The sequence below is a fragment of the Pantoea sp. Pa-EAmG genome (genome assembly GCF_030024295.1).
GTDB classification, from domain to species: Bacteria; Pseudomonadota; Gammaproteobacteria; order Enterobacterales; family Enterobacteriaceae; genus Pantoea; species Pantoea dispersa.
Map to the genome: position 1 here is coordinate 1 of NZ_JASEWO010000108.1, position 16,034 is coordinate 16,034.

A 16,034-nucleotide genomic window follows, 5' to 3' on the forward strand; every position below is an offset into this window, starting at 1 on the left:
GATCTATGATGAATACGCTCAGCACGTCCCCTGACAATGCTGAGGCCTTTATCAGCCTCGAAAAAATCAGTAAAAAGTTCCCCGGCGTATTAGCACTGGATAATGTCAGCCTGACGCTGAATAAAGGTGAGGTGCATTGTCTGGCCGGACAGAATGGCTGTGGCAAAAGTACCATAATCAAAGTCATTTCCGGGGTTTATCAGCCAGAAAAAGGCGCGGCCATTACGCTGGATGGAAAACTCTTTCATACCCTGACGCCGCAGTTATCTTCCTATTACGGTATCCAGGTTATTTATCAGGATTTATCGTTATTTCCCAATCTGTCGGTGGCCGAAAATATTGTCATTCACCGTTATTTACCGGGCGGTGATTTCTGGGTTCATCGTGAGTCAATGCGCAAAAAAGCGCTGGCGGCGATGCAACGGGTCGGCGTTGCTCTGGATCCGGATCGTAAAGTTGAAAAGCTGTCGATCGCTGACCGCCAGTTAGTGGCAATATGCCGTGCCATCGCTGCTGACGCCAGTCTGGTGATTATGGATGAACCGACGGCGTCACTGACCCGCAGCGAGGTGAATGGTCTGCTGCGGGTGGTGAATGAACTTAAAGCCGCCGGAATCTGCGTGGTGTTCGTTAGTCACCGTCTCGATGAAGTGATGGAAGTGGCCGATCGTATCAGCGTCATGCGCGACGGCAAACTGGTCGGCACCTATCCGGCCAGTGAACTCGACAGCCATGAACTGGCGTTCCTGATGACCGGGCAGCGCTTCACCTATAGCCATCTGCCGCACCGGGCGCCGGCCGATGTAACGCCACTGCTGGAAATCAGCCAGCTGAGCCGCAAAGGGCAGTATCACAATATTTCGCTGTCGCTGCGCCAGGGAGAAATTACGTCGATTATCGGCCTGCTCGGTTCGGGCCGCACGGAACTCTGTCTGAGCCTGTTTGGCATGAGCCAGCCGGACAGCGGAGAGATCCGCATTAACGGCAAGGTGGTGAAATTCCACTCGAACCGCGACGCCATTCGTCACGGCATCGCCTATGTGTCGGAAGACCGGCTGACGCAGGGGCTCATCATGGATCAATCCATTTATGACAACACGCTGGTATCGATTTTCGACAAGCTGCATACCGGCACCGGATTAATGGATCACCGCAAAGCCGCGGCGGTGGTTAAAGACCTGATCCGTGACCTGAACATTAAAGTCCCGGACAGCAGTTTACCGGTTAAAACGCTCTCCGGCGGCAATGCCCAACGTATCGCCATCGCCAAATGGGTGGCGACGCGGCCCCATATCCTGATCCTCGATTCACCAACGGTAGGGGTGGACATTGCTAATAAAGAAGGCATTTACCGCATTGCCCGCGATCTGGCGGAATCCGGCATGGCGGTGCTGATGATTTGCGATGAAATCCCGGAAGCGTATTACAACAGCCATCGCGTGCTGGTGATGCGCAAAGGCGAACTGGTAGCGGAGTTCGCGCCGCACCAGAGCAGCGAAGCGCAGATTGCGGAGGTGATTAATGGGTAACAAATCGCTATCTAAACTGTTTACTCAGCACGAATTCTGGCTGGGATTACTGGTGCTGCTGCTGGTGGTGGGTCTGAGCGCCAGCAGCAGTGAATTTATGACGCTGGGTAACCTGACAGACGTCGCCACCAGCTATGCCATTCTGGGCATTCTGGCCTGTGGACTGTTTGTGGTGCTGATTGCCGGCGGCATCGACATCTCCTTTCCCGCTGTCACCTCCATCGGTCAGTACGTGATGGCGAGCTACATCATTCATCACGGCGGTAGCTTTCCGCTGGCGTTTGCCATGTCGATGGGGATTGGGTTGCTGCTCGGCCTGGTCAACGGTTTTCTGGTGTACTGGCTGTGCGTGCCGGCCATCATTATCACCATCGCGACACTGAACCTGTTTTACGGTTTGCTGGTGTATCTGACTAACGGCACCTGGTTGTACGGTTTCCCCGACTGGTTTATGAACGGGATCAGCTGGTTCTCGTTCACCGCCGCCGACGGTTACGACTATGGCCTGACCCTGCCGCTGCTTTGCCTGCTGGGAGTGATCATCGTTACCGGCGTCCTGATGAATCGCACCCGCGTGGGCCGCCAGATTTACGCCATGGGCAGCAACCGTGACGCCGCATCGCGTCTTGGTCTGAACATCCTGCGACTGCATTTTTACGTTTACGGTTTTATGGGATTGCTGGCGGGTATTGCTGCCGTGGTACAGGCACAAATTACCCAGTCGGTGGCACCTAATTCCCTGCTCGGTTATGAACTGACGGTGCTGGCGGCGGTGGTATTAGGCGGCACCAGCATGACCGGCGGGCGCGGCTCGCTAACCGGCACCATTCTGGGCGTGATGCTGCTGGCCTTCCTGCAAAATGGCATGACCCTGCTGAGCATTTCATCTTACTGGCATCAGGTGTTCAGCGGCGCGATCATTCTGGTCAGCATTAGCAGCACCGCGTGGAACGAAAAACGCAAACTGGCGAAGGGGATGTGACATGACCACCTTAAACCGATTCTTACCCGGCGACCGCATCATCCGTTTGCAGTTGCTGATCATTGTGGCCGTTGCCGTGCTGTTCTCCTTTACGCTGGGTGGCAGCTTTTACAGCGTCGGCAATTTCCAGTCGATCTCCTCGCAGTTACCGATTCTGGGCATGCTGGCGCTGGGGATGGGCATAACCATGCTGACCGGCGGGATCAACCTTTCGATCATTGCCGGTGCCAACGCGTGTTCGCTGGTGATGGCGGCGATTCTGGTGGCGCATCCGAACCAGCCGGAATATGTCGCACTGGCGCTGCTTGCGGGTCTGGCGGTGGCGCTGGTGATTGGGGTGCTCAATGGCACGCTGATCGCCTTTATCGGGGTTTCACCAATTCTGGCGACGCTCGGCACCATGACGCTGATCGCCGGACTAAATATTCTGCTGACCAACGGCGCGGTCATTTCCGGTTTCCCGCCGGTGATTCAGTACCTCAGCAACGGCAGCCTGCTGGGTATCCCGGTTGCCCTGGTGTTATTCCTGCTGGTGGCGCTGCTGCTGTGGGTGTTTCTGGAACACACTACGCTCGGCCGCAGCCTGTATCTGATGGGTTCCAGCGAGCAGGCGACGCGGTTCAGTGGGGTCAACACGCATAAAGTCACCATCGCGGTGTACGTGCTTTCAGCTCTGCTGGGGTGGGGCGCGGCACTGCTGATGATGTCCAAATTTAACTCGGCACAGGCTGGCTACGGCGACTCCTATTTACTGGTGACCATTCTGGCCTCGGTGCTTGGCGGCATTAACCCTGACGGCGGTTTTGGCCGGGTGATCGGGCTGGTGCTGGCGCTCATCGTGCTGCAAATGCTGGAAAGCGGCCTGAACCTGATGGGCGTCAGTAGTTACCTGACCATGGCGCTGTGGGGTTGTGTCCTGATCCTGTTTATCGCTCTGCAAAACAGAAAATCATAAGCGAAAGCTTTTCAAGAAAGGAAAGAACATGGCGAGTTATTTTATTGGCGTCGACGTAGGAACCGGCAGCGCCCGCGCGGGCGTCTTCGACATGACTGGCCGTATGCTCGGCCAGGCCAGCCGGGAGATCACGCTCTACCGCCCGAAAGCTGATTTTGTTGAGCAATCCTCTGATGAGATCTGGCAGTCCGTGTGTAATGCGATTAAAGACGTGATCAGTCAGGCGGATATCAACCCGATTCAGGTGAAAGGCATCGGTTTTGACGCCACCTGTTCGCTGGTGGTGCTGGATAAAGAAGGCAAACCGCTGACCGTCAGCCCGACCGGGCGCAGCGAGCAGAACATTATTGTCTGGATGGATCATCGCGCTATCACGCAGGCAGAACGCATCAATGCCACCGGCCATCGCGTGCTGGAGTTTGTTGGCGGGATTATCTCGCCGGAAATGCAGACCCCCAAACTGCTGTGGCTGAAACAGCACATGCCGACCACCTGGAGCAACGTCGGGCATCTGTTCGACCTGCCGGATTTCCTCACCTGGCGCGCCACTCAGGATACTACGCGATCGCTGTGCTCAACCGTCTGCAAATGGACCTATATCGGCCATGAAGACCGCTGGGATCCGAGCTATTTCCGCCAGATTGGCCTGGAGGATTTACTGGAAAACAACGCGGCAAAGATCGGCAGCGAAGTGAAAACCATGGGTGAGCCGCTGGGGCATGGCCTGACGCAGCGCGCCGCCGCAGAGATGGGGTTAATGGCGGGCACGGCGGTCAGCGTTTCGATTATTGATGCGCACGCCGGCAGCCTCGGTATTCTTGGTGCCAGCGGCGCATCTGGCGAATCAGCGGATTTTGACAACCGCATTGCGCTGATTGGCGGCACGTCCACGGCCCATATGGCGATGTCGCGCAGCGCGCGCTATATCGGTGGCATCTGGGGGCCGTATTATTCGGCGATCCTGCCAGATTACTGGCTCAATGAAGGGGGACAATCCACCACTGGCGCGCTGATTGACCATGTGATTCAGTCGCATCCGTGTTATCAGGATCTGCTCAAGCAGGGCAAAGACAGCGGCAAAACCATTTATGAAGTGCTGAACGGTATTCTGCGCAAAATGGCGGGTGAACCTGAGAATATCGCCTTCCTGACCCAGGACATTCATATGCTGCCTTATTTCCATGGCAACCGCTCACCGCGTGCCAATCCGACCCTGACCGGCACGCTGACTGGCCTGAAACTGTCACGCACGCCGGAAGACATGGCGCTGCATTATCTCGCCACCATTCAGGCGCTGGCGCTTGGCACTCGCCATATTATTGAGACCATGAACCAGAGTGGTTACTGCATTGATACCATTATGGCCAGCGGGGGCGGCACCAAAAATCCAATCTTTGTGCAGGAGCACTCCAACGCGACGGGCTGCGCAATGCTGTTGCCGGAAGAGAGTGAAGCCATGTTGCTCGGCAGCGCCATGATGGGCACCGTGGCGGCGGGCGCCTACGACTCTTTACCCGAAGCGATGGCCGCCATGAGCCGCATCGGTAAGACCATCACGCCGCAGACCAACAAAATCAAAGAATATTACGACCGTAAATACCGCGTTTTTCATGAGATGTACCATGACAGCATGAAATACCGGCAGCTGATGCAGGGGAAAACTGAATAAACGCGGGAGAAGCAGGGCTGTAATCACAGCCCTGTGACGTAAGCGGCGGTTGCGGTTATTTTTGCCCATCCGCCTGAAGCACCCTTTTCGCCACAATCCGCATTTCCACCAGGGCGTTTTCCGGAATGAACTCTGACACGCCGATGGCAGACCATGCCGGGTAGGGGGCTTTGATATACACATCTTTGACCTTGGAAAATACCCCGATGTGTTTTTTAAGATCGATATGAAAGGTGGTCATCTCCAGTATATGTTCATAGTCCTGTCCGGCAGCGTTTAAATACACACACAGCTTATAAAACGCATCATGGAATTGTTCTTCAGGGTGGGTACTTATCGGTTTGTCTTTCCGCGCTGCCGTCACCCCGGAAAGATACAGGGTGCCATCGGCTTCGATAACGGGAGAGAAGTGCCAGTCATGGTAATAGTGCTGAAATTCTTCAGGAACGATCGATTTTTTCATGGTTTTTCTCTGATTGATGACCTGGGCAATGGCCGCCTGTTTAAAACCCTATGCCTGGCGAACTGCCCGATCGGGTACTCTTAACATAAAACGGCGCAGAAGATCCGCAGCAGGTCGGTGTCATCGCCTTTTTTATTTTTCCGCAGGTGATACCGCTGAACGAAATCGGGTTATTGTCATCGCTCACCCTGCTTAACATCAGGCCGGACACTGTGTGGCAGACGGTGCCGGACGACTGAAGGAGACGACGATGCACCGGGTAGGTTTACTGATTTCCGATCATTTTCAGGTTCTGGGATTATCCACGCTGAGCATTTTTGAGTTTGCCAATCAGGTCAGCGGCGAACCGTTGTATGACTGCACGGTTTATTCAGAGCGCGGTGGCACCGTGAAATCCTCTGCCGGCTTCGGCGTCGACAGCCAGCCGATTCATGCCGACCTGGAAATGGATACCTGGCTGGTCGCGGGCGTGATGGCGCCGCTGGAGCAACCGGCCACACCGGGTATCGTTGATTTTCTGCAGGCGCAGGCTCCCCGTGCCCGGCGGGTGGCCGGGATCTGCACCGGCGCGTTCGTGCTGGGTCAGGCCGGTCTGTTATCGGAGCGCCGCGCCACTACGCACTGGGTACATGCCCAGAGTCTGCAACTGCTGCACCCGACGACGCGGATAGAAGAAGACCGCATCTTTATTATTGACGATCACATCTGGACCTCGGCGGGACTCACCGCCGGACTGGATATGGCGCTGGGAATGGTGGAGAAAGATCTCGGTGCCGAAGTGGCGCGCAGCGTGGCGCACCTGCTGGTCATGCATCACCGCCGCTCCGGCGGACAAACGCAGCACTCTGAGATGCTGATGCTCTCTCCGCGCAGCGACCGGCTGCAGTCGGCGCTGGAATATGCGCGCAACAATCTCAACAAAGCGCTGACCATCGAAGACCTTGCGGATGCGGTTCACCTCAGCGCGCGGCAGCTCAGCCGCCTGTTCCGTTCTGAGACGGGCAAGTCGCCGGCCAAAGCCATTGAGGGATTACGACTGGAAAACGCCCGCTTGCTGATCGAGCAGAGCAGGCTGCCAATGGAGGTGATAGCTCGGGAATCCGGCTTCCGCGATCGCCGCCATATGCGGGAAGTTTTCATTCGCGGTTATGGCATCCCGCCGCAGTCGCTGCGCACCGGTAAAGCCTGACGCGCGCTGTCCCGCCTGAACGCCTTCTGATCACGATGGCCGGAATCCCGGTCATCATGTTGTCCGAAATCACGACCTTTCTCGTCAGCCGCGCCGGTGCGTGACTGCGTACTATGAATTCACCAACCCGATAACTGACAAGGTGAACATCATGACGCAGCAAACACACACCGACCGCGGCACCGCCGTTGTCACCGGCGCCTCTACCGGCATGGGCGCACTGTACGCTGGCCGCCTGGCTCGCATGGGCTATGACCTGATCATCGTGGCCCGCAATCATAACCGCCTGAACCAGCTGGCTGAACACATCACCACCGACAGCGGCCGCAGCGTGGAAGTCATCACCGCGGACCTGGCCGATGCCGCACAGCTGAACGCGCTGGAAGCGAAGCTGCGTCAGGACGCGAGCATTACGCTGCTGGTGAATAACGCCGGCATCGGCACCCATACCCCATTGCTGGACAGCGACGTGGCGCAGATGAACGCCATGATTAACCTCAACGTCATCGCGCTGACCCGCCTGACCTATGCGCTGGTGCCGGGCATGGTGGCGCGCGGACGCGGTGCCATCATCAACATCGCCTCGATCGTCAGCATTGCGCCTGAGCTGCTCAACGGTGTTTACGGCGGCAGCAAGGCTTACGTGCTGGCGTTCAGTCAGTCGCTGCACCATGAACTGGCCGGTAAGGGGATTCAGGTGCAGGCCGTACTGCCTGGTGCCACCGCAACGCCCTTCTGGGATAACGGCGGTCTGCCGGTTGACCAGCTTGACCCGAACATCGTCATGAGCGCGCAGGAGATGGTTGATGCGGCGCTCACCGGCTTCGCCCGCGGCGAGCTCGTTACCATTCCGTCCCTGCAGGACGAAGCGCTCTGGACCCGCTATGAGCAGGCGCGTCAGGCCATGATGCCGCACCTCGGAAGCGACGCGCCGGCTGAACGCTATCGGCCCGTCTCTGTGCACTGAACGCCCCCTTATTCAGAATCGCAATCCCAATAACTGTCCTATTAAGGAATCAGATCATGAAACTGACCGATAACACCATCTTCATCACGGGCGGCACTTCTGGCATCGGCCGCGCCATGGCAGAAAAATTTCATCAGCTGGGCAACCAGGTGATTATCTCCGGACGCCGCGAGGCGCTGCTGCAGGAAGTCACCGCCGCCAGTCCGGGCATGGACTATGTAGTGCTGGACGTCACGCGCGCCGACAGCATTCAGGCCGCCGCACAGAGCGTGCTGGAACGCTATCCGGCCCTGAACGTGGTCATCAATAATGCTGGCATCATGCCGTTTGATAATGCGGCGGGCGAACTGGATGACGCGCAGGCGGTGACGCTACTGAACACCAACATTCTGGGACCGGTGCGCGTCAGTGCGGCGTTTATCGAACACCTGAAGCAGCAGCCGGACGCGGTGCTGATTAATAACAGCTCGGTGCTGGCCTTCCTGCCGCTGGCGACCAACGCGCTTTACTCGGCCACCAAGGCCGCGATTCACTCCTATACCCTGTCGCAGCGCTTCCTGCTGCGTGATACCGGCGTGCAGGTCATCGAAATTTCACCGCCGTGGGTGGATACCGATCTGATTTACAAAAGCGGCGACCCGCGCGCCATGCCGCTGGACGCCTTCATCAGCGAGACGTTTGAAAAGCTGGGTACCGACACCATCGAAGCGATTGTCGACCGCGTGCTGCCGGTGCGCGATAACCCGGGCGCGAACGAGCATACGCTGGTGAATCAGTTCAACCAGTCTGTGGCGGATAACCCGATTCCTGTTCAGTAAACATTTCAGGGGCAGCGCCCCTGAAGTTTATGCCGGAGAGAAATAATGAACGCTGTCATCACCTCTTCTCAGCGCCGCGCGCTGCGTGCGCTGAGCATTGCCTACTTCGTACAGGCTACCGGCGCGCTCTCTGTCGCTGGCAGTCTGCCGGCCATCTCAGCAGCCTGGCAGCTGACTGATGCGCAGAGCGCGCGCTTACTGAGTGTTTTCGGACTCACCTTCGCGCTGGCGGCTCCGCTGGTACAGGTGCTGTTTGGTCACCTGCGCCGTCGCCGGCTGGTGCTCACCGGCATTGCACTGTTTAGCCTGGGCGCCTTCGCGTTTGTGCTGTCGCCGGGCTACAACGCACTGCTCGCCTCACGCATCCTGATGGGGGCCGGCGCCGGGTTCATCGGTCCGGTGCTGGTTGCGCTGGGCTCCGAACTGGTCCATGAACAGCAGCGCGGCCGGGCCATCGGCATGGTGCTGCTCGGGGTATCAATGGCAAGCCTTGCCGGTATTCCGCTCGCCGCCTGGGTAGCCAGCCTGTGGGGTGCGAAAGCCCTGTTTGTGCTGGTCGGATTGCTGAGTCTGCTGAGCGGGCTGAACATTTTGCTGACGGTGCCGGATGACAGTGCCGGGACGCGCATCCGCCTGCGTGAGATGGCCGGCGTGCTGGCCGATGGCAAATACCTGACGGCTTTCCTGGTGGTGTTTTTTATTACTTCCGGCGTTTACAGCTTTTACGCTTTTATCGCGCCGCTCATTCGCGACACCTACACTGGCGGCACGCATGCGGTCTCGGCAGCGCTGGCCGTGCTGGGCGTTGCCGGGGTGCTGGGCAATCTCTGGGTCACCCGCGCGGCGACACGCTTTACCGCTGAGAAGCTGCTGCTGAGCGGCATGACGCTGCTCATCGTCGATACGGCGCTTATCGCCGTGCTGCCGAAAGCGCTGGGCGTGCTGCTGGCGGCACTGGTGGTCTGGGCGTTTGCCACCGATCTGCTCTGGCCCAGCCAGCAGCGCCGGATCGTCGAGCTGGCATCAGTCCGCCATCGCGGCATTGCGCTGGCGCTGACCAGTGCCTTCATGTTTGGCGGTATCGGCTTTGGCTCGGCGGTCGCATCATGGATATATCCACTGGCCGGCTTTTACGGGCTGATCGGCATGTCGGTGGCCTTTATTTTACTGGCGATGCTCAGTCTGCAGATGTCAGAAAAGCGCAGGCAACCGGTAAACATCGCTGAGTGCGGTCAGCGTCAGGCCTGAAATGGTGGACGCCGCTCACCCGGTGCCGTGAAGCGAATGCTGGCTGGCACGCTCTGCGCATTAAATACGTGATGCCAGCGGGGGAAGGGGACCGGGTGGCTGCGGACAGGCTTTTACAGAACGTCCGGTGTGTGATCCTGGCAGGTCCATGACGATGATAACTATGGGAAACAATCTCCCGTTGACACCTTAAAATGCCCATTGTATAAAAGCCCGCTTCGTTAATGAGTTTCATTTGCATTAAAGCGGCGCGGGCTTGTCAAAACAATATCAATGGGGATAGGGGTAAATGAAAAAGGTCATCTGCACGTTATGTTTGGTGTTTGCATCGGTTAGCTCTGCGCTGGCCACCACCTATCCTCTCACGATTGAAAACTGCGGCTATAAAGAGACCTTCACCAAACCGCCTGAGCGCGTGGTGGCGCTGGGGCAAAATACCGCAGAAATTTTGCTGCTGCTCGGCCTGCAGGATAAGGTCATCGCCAGCGCGTTCTGGCCAACTAAAGTGTTGCCACAGCTGGCTCAACAGAATGCAAAGATCAAAACGCTGACGGTAGAAATCCCCACCCTCGAATCCGTGCTGGCGCAAAATCCGGACTTCGTTCCTGCCCAGACGCCGCTGCTGCTGGGACCCGAGAGCAAGGTGGCAAAACGCGAAGATTTGATCACCCTTGGCGTGAACAGTTATGTGTCGCCAGGGATGTGCGCCACCAAAAAAGCCGCAGGGGATATGTATGGCAGTCGCCAGCAGCTGTGGGATATGACGTACCTGTATCAGGAGATTCAGGACTTCGCCAAAATTTTCAACGTGGAAGATCGTGGCCAGGAGGTGATTGCCGATTTCAAAAAGCGTGAAGCGGCACTGCGTCAGGAGTTTGGTAGCAGCAAGAAAGATCTCTCGTTTGTGTTTTGGTTCTCAAGCTCGTCACCGTCTGCAGATGCCTATGTGGGCGGTAAAAACAGTCCATCCGGATTCATCGCTAACGTACTGGGCGGGCACAACGCCATCACTTCAGAGACCGAATGGCCGACGGTCAGCTGGGAGAGCATCATTGCTGCCAATCCGGATGTGATCGTGGTCTCAAGTCTCGATCGCAATCGCTGGGCGCTGGATAAAGCCGAAGAGAAAATCAAATTCCTGAAAAGCGATCCCGCCGTCAGCCAGCTGGATGCGGTGAAAAAAGGCCACATCGTGGTGATGGATGGCCAGGCGATGAACCCGACCATCCGTACTATCTACGGAGCCGAACAGGTGGGTGAGCAGCTGAGAAAACTGGAACTGAACTGATGACCATCGCTGTTGTTCAGGCGCGACAGGGGCTGTTCCTGACCGCCTCGCTGGTGGCTGCCGTGGCGTTATTATTGCTGGTGATTGCGACCGGTGTCAGCGTCGGAGAGCTGTCGATCCCGCTGAAAAGCGTCTTTTATGCCATCAGCAATAAAATGGGGCTCACGCACGTTCCCCTGAGCCGCATCTACGAGAGTGTGATTTGGGACTTTCGCCTGAGCCGCGCGCTGGTGGCGGCGTGCTGTGGCGCCGGATTGGCGATTTGCGGTGCCGTTTTGCAAAGCCTGCTGAAGAATGCGCTGGCTGAGCCTTATGTGCTCGGTGTCTCTGCCGGTGCCTCCACTGGGGCGGTTTCTGTCGTGGTGTTGGGCATCGGCAGCGGGGCCGTCTCGCTGTCGGCTGGAGCCTTCGCCGGCGCCTTCACCGCCTTTGCCTTTGTCGCTTTTCTGACGAAAGGGGCACGCGGCGGTAATGAACGCACCATCCTGGCTGGCGTTGCGGCTTCCCAGCTGTTTAATGCCATCACAGCTTACACCATCAGCACCTCTGCCAGTGCGCAGCAGGCACGCGATGTGATGTTCTGGTTGCTGGGCAGCTTCAGTGGCGTGCGCTGGCCGGAACTCCAGCTGGTGCTGGTGGTAGTGACCATCGGACTGGCCATTTGCCTCTACTATTCCCGGGCGCTGGATGCGTTCACTTTTGGTGACGATGCGGCTGCCTCGCTGGGTATTGCGGTGCCTCAGGTGCGCCTTGCGCTCTTTATCACCACCGCGCTTATCACCGCCACCATCGTCAGCATGGCCGGTTCGATAGGTTTTATTGGCCTGGTGGTGCCGCATGTCATGCGTTTCTTCTTTGGTCCGCTGCATCGTACGTTACTGATTGCCAGCGCACTGGCCGGTGCCATTCTGATGGTGCTGGCAGATATTGCTTCACGCCTGCTGATTGCCCCGCAAAGCCTGCCGGTAGGCGTGGTGACCGCGCTGGTTGGCGTGCCGTTCTTTGCGGTGATTATCTGGCGTTCGGGGAATAAATAATGAGTATCTCCGCTGACAACATTAGCTGGAAGGTCGGAAAAAAGGTCATCGTCGATAACGTATCGCTGCACATTTCCCGTGGTGAAACGGTAGGGCTGATTGGTCCAAATGGCTGCGGCAAATCTTCCCTCCTGCGCATCCTTGCCGGTCTGCGGCGCCCGGATGCCGGCAGTGTGACGCTGGACGGGCAAAATATCGCCCGCATCGCCCGCAAACAGCTTGGTCGTCGGGTGGCATTCGTCGAGCAGCACGGCATGACTGACGCCAATATGCGTGTGCGCGATGTGGTGAAACTGGGGCGCATTCCGCATCATTCGCCATTCTCCAACTGGAGCGCGCACGATGACGAAACCGTGACGGCCGCCCTGCAGCGCGTGGACATGCTGGAGAAAAGTGAGCAGGGATGGCTGAGTCTCTCCGGCGGCGAACGTCAGCGTGTGCACATTGCCCGCGCACTGGCACAAACGCCGAGCGAAATTCTGCTGGACGAACCGACCAACCATCTGGATATCCACCACCAGATGCAATTAATGCAGCTGATCAGCGAGTTACCGGTTACCAGCATTGTCGCCATTCACGATCTCAACCACGCATCGATGTTCTGTGATTCGCTGATCGTGATGCAGAACGGTCAAATCATCGCAACCGGCACGCCGCAGGATATCCTGACCGAGGCGCTGCTTTGGCAGGTATTCCGGGTGAAAACCAAAATTGAGATCTCCCGCTTTCATGGCAAGAAGCACATTCATTTCATTCTTTAGGGTCAGGTAGCATGCTTCCGTTCTCGCTGCGTCCTGTCTCTACCCTGCGCCCGGGCGTTTTGCTGGGCAGCCAGTTTGTTTTCAACATTGGCTTTTACGCGGTCGTTCCCTTTCTGGCGATATTCTTACGCGATGATATGTTGCTCTCCGGCGGCGTTATCGGGCTGATTCTGGGATTACGCACGTTCTCCCAGCAGGGGATGTTTCTGCTGGGCGGTGCGCTCTCTGACCGTTACGGCGCAAAGATCATTATCCTGTGTGGCTGTCTGGTCCGGATTGCGGGTTATCTGTTGCTGGCACTGGGGCAATCGCTGTGGCCGATCATTCTGGGTGCCTGTCTGACGGGCATCGGCGGTGCGCTGTTTTCTCCGTCAATTGAAGCGCTGCTGGCCAAAGCGGGAACGCAAAGCGAGGCCAAAGGCAAGCGCGGCCGCGCGGAGTGGTTTGCGCTGTTTGCGGTGTGTGGCGAACTCGGTGCCGTACTGGGCCCGGTGGCTGGCGCACTGCTGACCGGATTCGGTTTCCGCCAGGTGGCGCTGGCAGGGGCAGCGGTCTTTGTCATCGCGCTGATTGTGCTGTACTTTTTTCTCCCTGCTACAGGTAACAGCAAACAGGTGCTGAAAATTGTCCCCTGGTGGATGACCTTCCGCCAGCCGCGCTTTGTCGCTTTCATCGTGGCTTACAGCTCGTGGCTTTTGAGCTACAACCAGCTGTATCTGGCGTTGCCAGTGGAGATTCGGCGAGCAGGCGGCAGCGAGAAAGATCTCGGCCCGCTCTTTATGCTGGCCTCGGTGTTGATCATCGCTTTTCAGCTGCCGCTGGCGCGCTTTGCACGACGTGTGGGGACGGTAAAAGTTTTACCGGTGGGTTTTTTGCTGCTCTCCGCCGCGTTTGCCAGCGTGGCCCTGTTCGCGTCAACCACGCCGCCTGACGGCTGGCTGCGATTGATCCCTGCGGTGTGTCTGGTGACGTTTTTGACATTCGGCCAGATGCTGCTGGTGCCGTCGGCCAAGGATTTGATTCCCCGGTTTGCCGACCCCGCGACGCTGGGTGCACATTACGGCGCCCTTGCCACCGCCGGCGGCTTCGCGGTGCTGGCCGGAAATTTAATGTCTGGACCACTGCTGGACAACGCGCTTGTCCCTTCAACGCAGGCTGTTTATCCCTGGCTACTGCTGGCGCTGTTTCCCCTGTGCAGCGCCGTTGCCATGACCGTGATTTGTCGCCCGCTGCGCAGTGCGCCGATCGGGAAACCTGAATAACGGATGCCGCTGCTCCGGTTATACCGACGCGGTACTTAGCCAGACGTTTATGATGCGGCAGGCAGGTTTCACAGGCTCTCATCGACAAATGACCAGCCCGAACACGTGTAAACTCCATGGTGCTAATAACACGCGGAAATAGCGATTTCAGGAGGGAAGCCAGATGTTTACGCACATGCGCATTGCCAGACCCGTCGCCCAGCTTGAACGATCGGTTCTGATGTTTAGTCAGGGACTGGGGCTGCAAAAAATTGCCGAATTCCACGATCACGACGGTTTCAATGGTGTGATGCTGGGGCGAGAAGGCCTCGACTGGCACCTCGAATTCACCTGCTGCCCGGGACATCCCGTTAAACCCTCGCCAACCGAAGACGATCTCCTCGTCCTCTATTATCCGGATGAAAATGCATGGAAGCTGGCATGTGCAACCATGATTGAAGCGGGTTTTAAACGGACGAATTCTTTTAATCCTTACTGGGATGTCAATGGGAAAACCTTCGTCGATCCCGACGGATACCGGGTGGTGATGCAAAACAGGGCGTGGGAATAACGGAGAATGCCTCGTGCAATGGTTCAGTCAGGGAAAATTTGCGGTTCGTCTTGAGTGGGGCCGGCTTGCGGTAGAGCATCTTGCCGGTGAAGTCGACTGCGCTGTCATTGTTGACGTTATGTCGTTCTCAACCTGTGTCAGTATGGCTGTTAATAATGGTGCCTGTGTCTATCCGTACCCCTGGAAAGATGCTTCCGCTATTGAATATGGTATGAAAATTGGTGCCAGCACAGCGAGTCCGGACAGGCGATTCAGCGGTGAAGGTTACAGTCTGTCGCCGGCTTCGCTAAGAAACATCAGCGAGGGTGAAAAACTGGTCCTCCCATCGCCTAACGGTTCAGACGTTTCGTTCAGAGCAAGGGATGCAGGAATAGCAGTTTTTAGCGGTTGTTTCAGAAACATGTCTGCGACCGCGAATGCCTGCCGTTCCTTCGGGCGTGTTCTGGTGATCCCTGCGGGAGAACGCTGGCCTGATGGTAGCCTTCGGCCCAGTATTGAGGATTACGTAGCTGCTGGCGGAATTATCGCTGCAATGGGGCGGCAAAATTGCTCACCAGAAGCAGAGGCTGCGGTGGCTGTCTGGCAGCATTACCAGAAGCAAAACCTGGTGCTTCTACGGGAGTGTTCGTCTGCTATAGAGTTGATGCAACGTGGATTCGCCGCGGATGTCGATCTCTGCCTTGAAGTAGACAAGTCCAGCCTGGAATGTCGGCTTTGGGGTGATGCTTATATGTCAGCATTGACCGGGCAAAATGGTTTCTAACCTGACCAGACAGCGCGCTTTGTGCCAGGAGCCGACATCAATGAATATTGCTGAGGATTCAACTCAGCGATGTTTCTCTAACCTGATATCAGTGTCATTGATGTCAATTTTATTGGCCCAGCCGAGATGTATATAAAATTTTGCTGCACGACTTTTTTTGTCAGTTTCAAGCCACGCAATCTCATGATGCCTGAATAATTCCTTTTCCGCGAGTTCAACAAGCCTGCGGCCTATACCCCTGCCTTCGTACTCCGGCAGAACAAAGGCAGCAAAAAGGCAGGCTTCATCAGGTAAAATCATAGAGAAACCAATAATTTTCTCGTCATCAGTCTCAACCCATGCACAGTGACTCTTCTCTATCAAATCAGCGACTACGTTTTCGGTAACCCCGATTCGCCGCATTTCCTCACGACTCAAGTGATTCTCGGTAACTGAGGTTCGGACATAAAAAATGGCATCGACATCAGCTGCCTTGGCTGTTCTTATATTTATGTTCACAGGTTTAACTCCATTCCAGGATAAGCGTAAATTTTAGTATTGATGCCATTTTTAT

General features: G+C 56.8%; 16 protein-coding genes. 14 read left to right on the forward strand and 2 right to left on the reverse strand.

Annotated features, from left to right (window positions below; translation table 11 throughout):
• Positions 1–8: 8 nt before the first annotated feature.
• Genes QMM04_RS14625 through QMM04_RS14640 form a run of 4 tightly spaced genes read left to right on the forward strand, consistent with a single transcriptional unit; the run spans position 9 to position 5,135 of the window.
• The gene (locus QMM04_RS14625) at positions 9–1,529 is read left to right on the forward strand and encodes a sugar ABC transporter ATP-binding protein (protein WP_282996425.1); all 1,521 of its coding nucleotides are present in this window, start codon (positions 9–11) and stop codon (positions 1,527–1,529) included.
• Positions 1,522–2,511: an ABC transporter permease gene (locus tag QMM04_RS14630; RefSeq protein ID WP_125310293.1), complete on the forward strand. Its 990-nt coding sequence runs from the start codon at positions 1,522–1,524 to the stop codon at positions 2,509–2,511. The genes QMM04_RS14625 and QMM04_RS14630 overlap by 8 nt, the downstream gene beginning before the upstream one ends.
• Before the next feature lies 1 nt (position 2,512).
• On the forward strand, positions 2,513–3,466 hold the full coding sequence (locus tag QMM04_RS14635; RefSeq protein ID WP_282996421.1) for an ABC transporter permease: 954 nt from the start codon (positions 2,513–2,515) through the stop codon (positions 3,464–3,466).
• A gap of 28 nt (positions 3,467–3,494) precedes the next feature.
• Complete coding sequence (locus QMM04_RS14640; RefSeq protein WP_262258402.1) at positions 3,495–5,135, forward strand: FGGY-family carbohydrate kinase; 1,641 nt, start codon at positions 3,495–3,497, stop codon at positions 5,133–5,135.
• A 55-nt stretch (positions 5,136–5,190) separates the two neighbouring features.
• On the opposite strand, the gene QMM04_RS14645 is transcribed toward QMM04_RS14640, so the two are convergent.
• Entirely contained in the window at positions 5,191–5,598 is a 408-nt protein-coding gene (locus QMM04_RS14645) for a Rid family hydrolase (protein WP_282996422.1), read from the reverse strand.
• A gap of 250 nt (positions 5,599–5,848) precedes the next feature.
• On the opposite strand from QMM04_RS14645, the gene QMM04_RS14650 reads away from it, so the two are divergent.
• The 10 genes from QMM04_RS14650 (at position 5,849) to QMM04_RS14695 (ending at position 15,481) form a co-directional block, all read left to right on the forward strand.
• Entirely contained in the window at positions 5,849–6,787 is a 939-nt protein-coding gene (locus QMM04_RS14650; protein WP_282996423.1) for a GlxA family transcriptional regulator, read from the forward strand.
• 151 nt (positions 6,788–6,938) lie between these two features.
• Complete coding sequence (locus QMM04_RS14655; protein WP_125310290.1) at positions 6,939–7,754, forward strand: SDR family oxidoreductase; 816 nt, start codon at positions 6,939–6,941, stop codon at positions 7,752–7,754.
• Positions 7,755–7,810: 56 nt separating this feature from the next.
• The gene (locus QMM04_RS14660; protein WP_021508768.1) at positions 7,811–8,572 is read left to right on the forward strand and encodes an SDR family NAD(P)-dependent oxidoreductase; all 762 of its coding nucleotides are present in this window, start codon (positions 7,811–7,813) and stop codon (positions 8,570–8,572) included.
• A 45-nt stretch (positions 8,573–8,617) separates the two neighbouring features.
• Positions 8,618–9,820, forward strand: a complete 1,203-nt coding sequence (locus QMM04_RS14665) for an MFS transporter (protein ID WP_125310288.1) — start codon at positions 8,618–8,620, stop codon at positions 9,818–9,820.
• Positions 9,821–10,109: 289 nt separating this feature from the next.
• Positions 10,110–11,108: an ABC transporter substrate-binding protein gene (locus tag QMM04_RS14670; RefSeq protein WP_125310286.1), complete on the forward strand. Its 999-nt coding sequence runs from the start codon at positions 10,110–10,112 to the stop codon at positions 11,106–11,108.
• Positions 11,108–12,145, forward strand: a complete 1,038-nt coding sequence (locus QMM04_RS14675) for an iron chelate uptake ABC transporter family permease subunit (protein ID WP_021508765.1) — start codon at positions 11,108–11,110, stop codon at positions 12,143–12,145. Before QMM04_RS14670 ends, QMM04_RS14675 begins: the two co-directional genes overlap by 1 nt.
• A complete protein-coding gene (locus QMM04_RS14680; RefSeq protein WP_125310284.1) occupies positions 12,145–12,906 on the forward strand; it encodes an ABC transporter ATP-binding protein in 762 nt (253 codons plus the stop codon). The genes QMM04_RS14675 and QMM04_RS14680 overlap by 1 nt, the downstream gene beginning before the upstream one ends.
• Positions 12,907–12,917: 11 nt before the next feature.
• Positions 12,918–14,168, forward strand: a complete 1,251-nt coding sequence (locus tag QMM04_RS14685; protein ID WP_125310282.1) for an MFS transporter — start codon at positions 12,918–12,920, stop codon at positions 14,166–14,168.
• A 163-nt stretch (positions 14,169–14,331) separates the two neighbouring features.
• Positions 14,332–14,718 (forward strand): VOC family protein, encoded by a 387-nt coding sequence (locus tag QMM04_RS14690; RefSeq protein WP_125310280.1) that lies wholly within the window; start codon positions 14,332–14,334, stop codon positions 14,716–14,718.
• Positions 14,719–14,731: 13 nt separating this feature from the next.
• A complete protein-coding gene (locus QMM04_RS14695; RefSeq protein WP_125310278.1) occupies positions 14,732–15,481 on the forward strand; it encodes a 2-phosphosulfolactate phosphatase in 750 nt (249 codons plus the stop codon).
• A 63-nt stretch (positions 15,482–15,544) separates the two neighbouring features.
• Here the strand turns inward: QMM04_RS14695 and QMM04_RS14700 are convergent, their stop codons facing one another.
• Entirely contained in the window at positions 15,545–15,979 is a 435-nt protein-coding gene (locus tag QMM04_RS14700) for a GNAT family N-acetyltransferase (RefSeq protein WP_282996424.1), read from the reverse strand.
• Positions 15,980–16,034 lie beyond the last annotated feature (55 nt).

Excerpts from the sequence above, each read along its gene's own strand:
- QMM04_RS14650 (WP_282996423.1), top strand. The coding sequence starts at position 5,849 with ATGCACCGGGTAGGTTTACTGATTTCCGATCATTTTCAGGTTCTGGGA.
- QMM04_RS14640 (WP_262258402.1), top strand. The coding sequence starts at position 3,495 with ATGGCGAGTTATTTTATTGGCGTCGACGTAGGAACCGGCAGCGCCCGC.
- QMM04_RS14665 (WP_125310288.1), top strand. The coding sequence starts at position 8,618 with ATGAACGCTGTCATCACCTCTTCTCAGCGCCGCGCGCTGCGTGCGCTG.
- QMM04_RS14630 (WP_125310293.1), top strand. The coding sequence starts at position 1,522 with ATGGGTAACAAATCGCTATCTAAACTGTTTACTCAGCACGAATTCTGG.
- QMM04_RS14675 (WP_021508765.1), top strand. The coding sequence starts at position 11,108 with ATGACCATCGCTGTTGTTCAGGCGCGACAGGGGCTGTTCCTGACCGCC.
- QMM04_RS14635 (WP_282996421.1), top strand. The coding sequence starts at position 2,513 with ATGACCACCTTAAACCGATTCTTACCCGGCGACCGCATCATCCGTTTG.
- QMM04_RS14645 (WP_282996422.1), bottom strand. The coding sequence starts at position 5,598 with ATGAAAAAATCGATCGTTCCTGAAGAATTTCAGCACTATTACCATGAC.
- QMM04_RS14655 (WP_125310290.1), top strand. The coding sequence starts at position 6,939 with ATGACGCAGCAAACACACACCGACCGCGGCACCGCCGTTGTCACCGGC.
- QMM04_RS14685 (WP_125310282.1), top strand. The coding sequence starts at position 12,918 with ATGCTTCCGTTCTCGCTGCGTCCTGTCTCTACCCTGCGCCCGGGCGTT.
- QMM04_RS14625 (WP_282996425.1), top strand. The coding sequence starts at position 9 with ATGAATACGCTCAGCACGTCCCCTGACAATGCTGAGGCCTTTATCAGC.
- QMM04_RS14680 (WP_125310284.1), top strand. The coding sequence starts at position 12,145 with ATGAGTATCTCCGCTGACAACATTAGCTGGAAGGTCGGAAAAAAGGTC.
- QMM04_RS14690 (WP_125310280.1), top strand. The coding sequence starts at position 14,332 with ATGTTTACGCACATGCGCATTGCCAGACCCGTCGCCCAGCTTGAACGA.
- QMM04_RS14670 (WP_125310286.1), top strand. The coding sequence starts at position 10,110 with ATGAAAAAGGTCATCTGCACGTTATGTTTGGTGTTTGCATCGGTTAGC.
- QMM04_RS14660 (WP_021508768.1), top strand. The coding sequence starts at position 7,811 with ATGAAACTGACCGATAACACCATCTTCATCACGGGCGGCACTTCTGGC.